Source organism: Acinetobacter sp. YH16031, from assembly GCF_013417335.1.
Taxonomy (GTDB): Bacteria; Pseudomonadota; Gammaproteobacteria; order Pseudomonadales; family Moraxellaceae; genus Acinetobacter.
Map to the genome: position 1 here is coordinate 59,677 of NZ_VPED01000017.1, position 6,473 is coordinate 66,149.

Consider the following 6,473-nt stretch of genomic DNA (forward strand, 5'->3'; position numbering starts at 1 on the left):
TTAGAGACGGAATACTGTAAAGCCTTGTGCAGATAACGCTTCTCGATTAAACAAGCTTTTTACATCGGCTATAACAGGTTTAGAAGCATTTACATAACTACGTAATTGTTCTGGTGTCAGGGTGCGGAACTCATTATGTCCTACTGCAACAACCAAGCTATCTACTGGATGATCTGCATCAATTGTAGACAACTCTACTCCATACTCCTGTCGTACTTCTTCAGCATCGGCCCACGGATCACACACTACAACTTGTGCTCCCCAAGCTTGAAATTCTTTAATCAGATCTTCTACTTTACTGTTACGAATATCTGGACAATTTTCTTTAAAAGTAATCCCCAGAACACCAATTTTTGCCCGTGGCACATCAATACTATTCTTTAACATGTGTTTAATAGTATTTCGAGCTACATAACGAGCCATATTGTCATTGATACGACGACCAGCCAAAATGACTTGTGGGTGATACCCTACTTCTTCTGCCTTATGAGTTAGATAATAAGGATCAACCCCAATACAATGTCCTCCAACTAAGCCAGGACGAAATGGCAAAAAGTTCCACTTGCTTCCTGCAGCTTCTAAAACATCTAGGGTATCAATTCCAAGACGATCGAAAATTACAGATAATTCATTAACTAAAGCAATATTTAAATCACGCTGGGTATTTTCGATGACTTTTGCTGCTTCTGCTACTTTGATACTAGAAGCTTTGTGTGTACCTGCAGTAATGATACTGCTATAAACCTGATCAACAAGTTCAGCAATTTCCGGTGTAGAACCCGAAGTAATTTTTTTGATTTTAGTTAAAGTATTTACCTTATCACCTGGATTAATTCGCTCAGGACTATAACCAGCAAAAAAGTCCTGATTAAAAGTTAAACCAGATACTTTTTCTAATACTGGAATACAAACTTCCTCGGTTGCACCAGGATATACAGTGGATTCATAAACTACCACATCGCCCTTTTTAAGCACTTTACCAAGTGTTTCACTTGCTTTCTTTAAAGGAGTTAAATCGGGTCTATTTACTTCATCTACCGGGGTAGGAACTGTTACAATAAAGAAATTACAGGTTTTTAAATCTTCTAACGTAGAAGAGTAACTAAGCTTCTTAGCTTGATTTAATTCTTCTGGTGATACTTCTAAAGTATGATCTTGACCACCTTTTAGTTCATTAATCCGTTTTTCGTGAATATCAAACCCTATAACTGGTAAGTTTTTCCCAAATTCTACTGCAAGTGGCAAACCTACATAACCTAAACCAATCACCGCAATTTTTAAATCTGCAATAGATAGCATGTCAACGCCTTATTTATACTGTGCTTATAGAGATTAAATCTTCCGGCACGAATAGTATCAGAAAACAATAAAATTTCTATTATGATTTGTGCTCAAATAACTTAAATTATAAAGTAATGTATATTTTTTGTGAAAATTTGGTATTTTATTTAATACAATTATTATCTGTTATAAACTTAATTTTTCCCTTTAAAAAAACTGGTAATAAGTTACAAATTGTTATGTATATAACTGGTAACTTCGGTAGAATAACTCCAATTTGAATGAATCTAAAAATTAATATTTAGGAAAGCCTGTGCGACACTTTCGATTAGCTGTTTTATTGGCATGTGGTATTACCACTACAGGGTGTGCAATCACCTCTGGTCTACAAACAAATGACTTACCTAGTGAGGGTGTTTATCAAACTGATCTAGGCACTACAGTAAATGTCATTAAGCTAGATCAAGAATCAATTATGGCTGCTCAGCCTGCTGTACATAATATTCAACAAGAATATGCTCATCTTTTTAGTACATCGCACCGCAGCTATCAGTTGAGTCCGGGTGATATTTTATCTATCTATTTATGGGCTTATCCAGAACTTACCTCTGCAAGTAATATTACGAGTGATCAGTCTGCACAAGCGAATGGCTTCCAGATCGATTCAGATGGCTATATTCATTTTCCAATTATTGGACGCTATCAAGCTTCAGGAAAATCAGTAGCCCAGGTCAATCGTGAATTACGTAGCCAGTTATCACGTTACTTAAAGACTCCAGATGTCATCGTTCGGGTATTATCATATCAAGGTAAAAGATATTCGGTTCAGGGCAATGTTGTAAAAGGTGGACAGTTTTATCTCAATGATCAACCTGTGAGTGTTTATACAGCATTAGGAATGGCAGGTGGTATCAATCCTGAGCAAGGTGATAATACTTCTATTACATTAGTTCGTGAAGGACGTTCCTATAGTTTAAATACCTTAGAATTAGAAAAAGCCGGATTCTCTCTACATAATTTATTAATACAGCCTAATGACACCTTATATGTCAATAATCGTGAGAATCAAAAAATTTACGTTATGGGTGAGTCAGGTAAAAACCAGTCATTACCTATACGTGACCAAGGCATGAGTCTTAGCGATGTAATTGGGGAAAGCTTGGGATTAAATCCACTTTCTGCTAGTCGCAGTAAAATCTATGTAGTACGAAGTAATGTAAATTCTCCAATGACAGAAATATATCATATGGATCTCAGTAATATTGGGGACTTTGGCCTAGCAAATCAGTTTAAAATGCGTAGCAATGATATTGTTTATGTAGATGCTTCAGGTCTTGCACGCTGGCAACGTGTAGTTAACCAGGTTATTCCTTTCTCAAATGCATTGTATAATTTAGATCGTTTGGGGAACTAATGAAAATTAACAATATTTTAGTGGTCTGTATTGGTAATATTTGTCGTAGCCCAATGGCAGAATATTTTTTAAAACAGGAATATCCTCATTTAAATATTGAATCTGCAGGTATTTCTGGTTTAATTGGCCATGCAGCTGATGAAAAAGCGAGTCTGTGTATGCAACGCTTTGGAATTGATATGAGTCCTCATGTTGCAAAAAAACTGAATGCAGAACTCATTAAAAAAGCTGACCTGATATTAGTTATGAGCCAGAATCAGCAAAAACATATAGAACAAACCTGGCCTTTTGCTAAAGGTAAAACCTTTAGACTGGGGCATTGGCAAAGTAAAAATATTGCCGATCCTTATCAGCATGATCAAACAGTCTTTGATGAAACTTGTAGATTGATTCAAGACTGTATTACTGACTGGAAAAAATATATTTAAGTTTTTTAATATTTTCACTTTTTGATATTTAAATTATGAGCCAAACTGCCAATACCGAAGATACTATTGATCTGAAGGAATTATTTTTTTCCTTAATTGCTCAATGGAAACTGATCACGATCTGCATATTATTGAGTTTAATTGCAGCTTTATTATATCTACGGATCACTCCAGATACCTATAACGTAGATGCCTTGGTACAAGTAGAAGATAGTAAGGGAGCATCAGCAGCTTTATTAGGTGATCTTTCTAATATGATTGAGCAGAAATCTCCTGCTCAAGCTGAAATCGAGATTTTAAAATCGCGTCTTGTGCTTGGCTCAGTGATTAACCAGTTAAACTTGGACCTTGTAATTTCTGGTACTGAAGATTCGATCTGGAATCGATTATTAAAAAATCATAATTATGATATTAAGTATTCAACAAAATCCGTACTCTTTAAAGATAATCAACAAAGTTTTGATGTAAGACAGTTTGATATTCCAAACTATTATAAAAACAAAAATCTTTTATTAAGTTTCGATCATAATAAATATAATTTAACTGATGCAGCAACAAATGACATTATATTTACTGCTCCTTTAAACCAAACCAGTCAAATTCAATCAAGATATGGTCTTTGGAAAGTCGCCATTTATAGCAAAGATCCCTTAGATTCTACTTATAATATTAAAAAGCTGACTTTACCTGCAGCAGTGCAACGCATACTTAATAATTATTCAGTGGCTGAAAAAGGTAAAATGACGGGTGTACTTGGATTAAATTATCAGGGCCAAGATAAACAGCATATTACTCAAGTATTAAATGCAATCTTAACAGCCTATAGTCAGCAAAATATTGAACGTCGTTCAGCTGAATCTGCCCAAACATTGAAGTTTCTAGATGAACAACTCCCTGAGTTGAGCCAGCAGCTAGATCAGGTAGAACGTGAATTTAACCAGTTCCGTCAGCAATATAATACTGTGGACTTAACTAAAGAATCAGAACTGTATTTGACTCAAAGTATTGCTCTAGAAACACAAAAAGCTGAACTTGAACTTAAAGTTGCTGAAGCTTCTGCACGTTATACTGAAGAACATCCAGTAATGGAACAAATGAATGCTCAACTCGGTGCAATTAATAGTAAAATTGCAGCATTGAGTAATACTTTAAAGCAACTTCCTGATTTACAGCGTCGTTACTTACAACTCTATCGTGAGGTTGAAGTTAAACAACAGTTATATACCGGATTACTTAATACTTATCAACAACTTCGCATCGCTAAAGCTGGTGAAATTGGCAATGTACGTATTGTCGATACTGCCGTAGAACCAATTGAACCGATTAAACCAAAGAAATTACAAATTATAATTTTATCTATTTTCTTAGGCGGTTTTTTAGGAACATTACTTGCTTTATTGCGCAATATGATGCGTTCGGGAATCAAAGATTCAGCACAAATTGAAAGAGAACTAGATCTGCCTGTATATGCAACAGTTCCTCGATCTCCTATTCAAGAAAGTCGCATCAATTTGCTGAAAAAGAAAAAGAACATTCCTATTCTTGCGGTTAAAGATAGTAGTGACATTGCAATTGAAAGCTTACGCAGTATGCGTACTGCAATCCATTTTGCTTTGAGTAATGCCAAAAATAATATTATTGCACTTTCGGGTCCGGCCCCTGAAATTGGTAAATCATTTATTACTACCAACCTAGCAACTATTTTAGCCCAAGGCGGAAGCCGCGTATTAGTGATTGATGGCGATTTACGTCGCGGTTATTTAAATAAGTATTTTAATAAAGAAGTACAACCAGGTTTATCCGAACTATTAAATCATCAAAATAGTTATGAAGATGTAGTTCAAAACTCACAGGTTGATAATTTATTCTTTGTTACTCGAGGTAAAAGCCCAGTAAATCCATCTGAATTACTCAGTACAGATAAGTTCAAAGTTTTTCTTGACCAAGCTTCTGCTAGTTTTGATTACGTATTGATTGATACTCCGCCGATATTAGCCGTAACTGATGGTATCATCATTGCACAATATGCTGGTGTGAATCTATTAATTGCACGTCATGGTAAAACACAAATTAAAGAGCTTGAAATTACTGTCACTCGTTTTGAACAGGCTAATGTGAAAGTTAATGGTGTTATTCTGAACGATGTACAAAAAGGGCCAGGTAATGGTTATGGGTACGGATATAACTATGCGTATGCTTATAAGGCTTCAAAAGATGGTGATTAAGATAAATTTAATTTATAGCAATTAAATTTACTTAAAATATAAGGATAAATTAATTGCTATTATAAAGCTTCAAACTAAGTTAGAGTAATCAAATTAGTTTGAAGCTTTTTTATATTTATCTCACTATGAAATTAGTTATAGTCTTATAATGACTGATAAAATTAAAAATAATTATTTAATATAACCCGAATCCTGCTTAAGCCGATGACTTCATAATTTGAATTGTTGGCTTATTTTTATGGATCAGTTGATATGCACACAAGGACGCGTAAATCCCTCCTAGAAATCCATGAACACTACGTGCTTTGCTTGTCACTAAATTGTACTGACCTTTCAATAAACTGAATAAAGTCTCTATCTTATTGCGCTGTTTTAAGTGATATTTATCTGACTCAGAAAGTTGTATAGCCTGCATATTTTTTCGATGATAGGTAATTAAATCAATACCTTGCTCTTTCAACCTACTCTTCAGTTCTTGACTAATATAGCCACGATCTCCATACAACTTTACTTCCATCTCTTTAACGAGTCTCTCAACCATTTTGATATCAGCCAAATGTCCATTGGATAAAGCAGAATAAGCAATTTCACCAAATTGATTCATCACAATATGTAATTTACAGCCATAAAACCAGCCCATTGAGCTTCTACCACGTGATGCAATTTGGACTAATGATTTATGGCGTTGAATACGTTGATTTTTACAAACTGGCAGAGTTGTTGAATCAATCCATAAATATTGTGTACCTTGGCCTTTCATTAGCGCCACATGTAAAGCGTGTAGAGCTAATTGATGTCTATTAATCAGATGAATCATCCGTTGGTAACAGGGTAAGCTTTTAAATAAATGATTTTTATCCTGTTTCAACCATGTGAAAAATGCTTTGAAATTAGTGAAATGAGAACATTTATACCAGATCGCGATAAAAGTGATTTCTGAGATACTCAAGTGAGCGGTTCGAACTCTGGAGAAACGACGACTTTGTTTAAGGAAATTACAGTAGGTTGCTTCAAATTTAAGAAAGAAATCATCAATTACGCAAAATAATTCGGTACTATTAAACATCGGGACTAGAGTTTTAAGTTTTGTGTGGTAACTCAACTGATGGCTCTAGTCCTCTTATT

5 protein-coding genes are annotated in these 6,473 nt (G+C 34.7%); 3 read left to right on the top strand and 2 right to left on the bottom strand.

Features of this window, described 5'->3' with window-relative positions; all coding sequences use genetic code 11:
- Window positions 1-1,299, bottom strand: coding sequence for a Vi polysaccharide biosynthesis UDP-N-acetylglucosamine C-6 dehydrogenase TviB (tviB, locus tag FTV31_RS09280; protein ID WP_180014440.1), 1,299 nt, complete (start codon window positions 1,297-1,299; stop codon window positions 1-3).
- A 295-nt stretch (window positions 1,300-1,594) separates the two neighbouring features.
- Between tviB and FTV31_RS09285 the strand changes: the two genes are divergently transcribed.
- The 3 genes from FTV31_RS09285 to FTV31_RS09295 are packed head-to-tail and all read left to right on the top strand — an operon-like array spanning window position 1,595 to window position 5,348.
- Window positions 1,595-2,695 carry a polysaccharide biosynthesis/export family protein gene (locus FTV31_RS09285; protein ID WP_180014442.1) on the top strand — a complete coding sequence of 367 codons (1,101 nt, stop codon included), beginning with the start codon at window positions 1,595-1,597 and terminating at the stop codon, window positions 2,693-2,695.
- Window positions 2,695-3,123 carry a low molecular weight protein-tyrosine-phosphatase gene (locus tag FTV31_RS09290; RefSeq protein WP_034706709.1) on the top strand — a complete coding sequence of 143 codons (429 nt, stop codon included), beginning with the start codon at window positions 2,695-2,697 and terminating at the stop codon, window positions 3,121-3,123. Before FTV31_RS09285 ends, FTV31_RS09290 begins: the two co-directional genes overlap by 1 nt.
- A 35-nt stretch (window positions 3,124-3,158) precedes the next feature.
- Complete coding sequence (locus FTV31_RS09295) at window positions 3,159-5,348, top strand: polysaccharide biosynthesis tyrosine autokinase (protein ID WP_180014444.1); 2,190 nt, start codon at window positions 3,159-3,161, stop codon at window positions 5,346-5,348.
- A gap of 196 nt (window positions 5,349-5,544) precedes the next feature.
- Here the strand turns inward: FTV31_RS09295 and FTV31_RS09300 are convergent, their stop codons facing one another.
- Window positions 5,545-6,414 carry an IS982 family transposase gene (locus FTV31_RS09300; protein WP_180014446.1) on the bottom strand — a complete coding sequence of 290 codons (870 nt, stop codon included), beginning with the start codon at window positions 6,412-6,414 and terminating at the stop codon, window positions 5,545-5,547.
- Window positions 6,415-6,473: the final 59 nt, after the last annotated feature.